The sequence below is a fragment of the Streptomyces sp. RP5T genome, assembly GCF_003933965.1.
Classification (GTDB): Bacteria; Actinomycetota; Actinomycetes; order Streptomycetales; family Streptomycetaceae; genus Streptomyces.
Map to the genome: position 1 here is coordinate 1 of NZ_RSAJ01001168.1, position 962 is coordinate 962.

Below are 962 nucleotides of genomic sequence, written 5' to 3' on the forward strand. Positions count from 1 at the left end.
GTTCGGGGCGTTCCCCACGGCGGACGCGGCGCTCGTCCCGCACGCCCTCGGTGTCCTCCGCGTCCGCCGGCCCGGCGTGCGGGTCACCCGCGAGGAGGGGCTCACGCCGTCGTTGCTGGACCGGCTCACCGAGGGGCGCCTGGACCTGGCGGTCGTCTCCACGACCGGCGGGGCAGCGCTGTCGGCGTACGAACTGAGCCATCTGCTCGACGAGTCGCTGTACGTCGCCGTCCCGGCCGGGCATCCGCTGGCGGGTGAGGGCGGCGGGCCGGTGCGGCTCGGCCGGCTCGCGGACGCCGACTGGATCTCCGGGAGCCCGCGGCCCGAGGGGACGCTTCTCGACGCGGCCCTGCGGCAGGGCTTCCGGCCGCGGATCGCGCATGTCGTCGGCGAGTGGACCGCCAAGCAGGGGTACGTCGCCGCGGGGCTCGGGGTGACGCTGGTCCCGGCGCTGGCCGCGGAGGCCGTACGGCCGGACGTCGTGCTGCTCCCGGTGCTCGACGAGGGGGCTCCGGCGCGGGCGGTGTACGCGGCGACACCGCGGGGGCGGTCGGCCTCGCCGGCCGTGACGTCGTTCGTGGCGGCGCTGCGGGAGGCGGCGGGGCGGTTCGTCCGCTCCTCGTCCCCATGGCGTGGTCCCCTTCCGTCACGCGATACTGCCGTCGTCCCGCACCACTCGCGCCCCACAGCGACGGAAGGACCCGAACTCCCTTGACCTCCCTACGCGTTCGGATCAGCATCCTCTCCCTGGCCCTGCTCGCGGGGCCGGTGGCCCCCGCGAGTGCGGCGGTGGCCCCGGCAGCGCCCTCACCCACGGTGGAGGAGCTGCGGCTGGACCGGGCCGTGCCGCGGGAGATCCTCGAACGGTCCGGATTCGACGCCGTACCACGGCACTTGACGCGGACGCTCGGGTCGGCGCGTTCCTACGGGGAGGCGCACAAGGTCGTCGTACGGCAGGGGGC

Annotated in this window: 1 protein-coding gene and 1 pseudogene; both read left to right on the top strand. The window is 76.0% G+C overall.

Features of this window, described 5'->3' with window-relative positions; translation table 11 throughout:
- Nucleotides 1–715 (top strand): LysR substrate-binding domain-containing protein (locus EHS43_RS45180; RefSeq protein ID WP_260471033.1); only part of this gene is annotated, 715 nt, incomplete at its 5' end.
- A pseudogene (locus tag EHS43_RS45185) lies at nucleotides 712–962 on the top strand (pyroglutamyl peptidase); the annotation flags it as partial. The gene EHS43_RS45180 and the pseudogene EHS43_RS45185, both read left to right, overlap by 4 nt.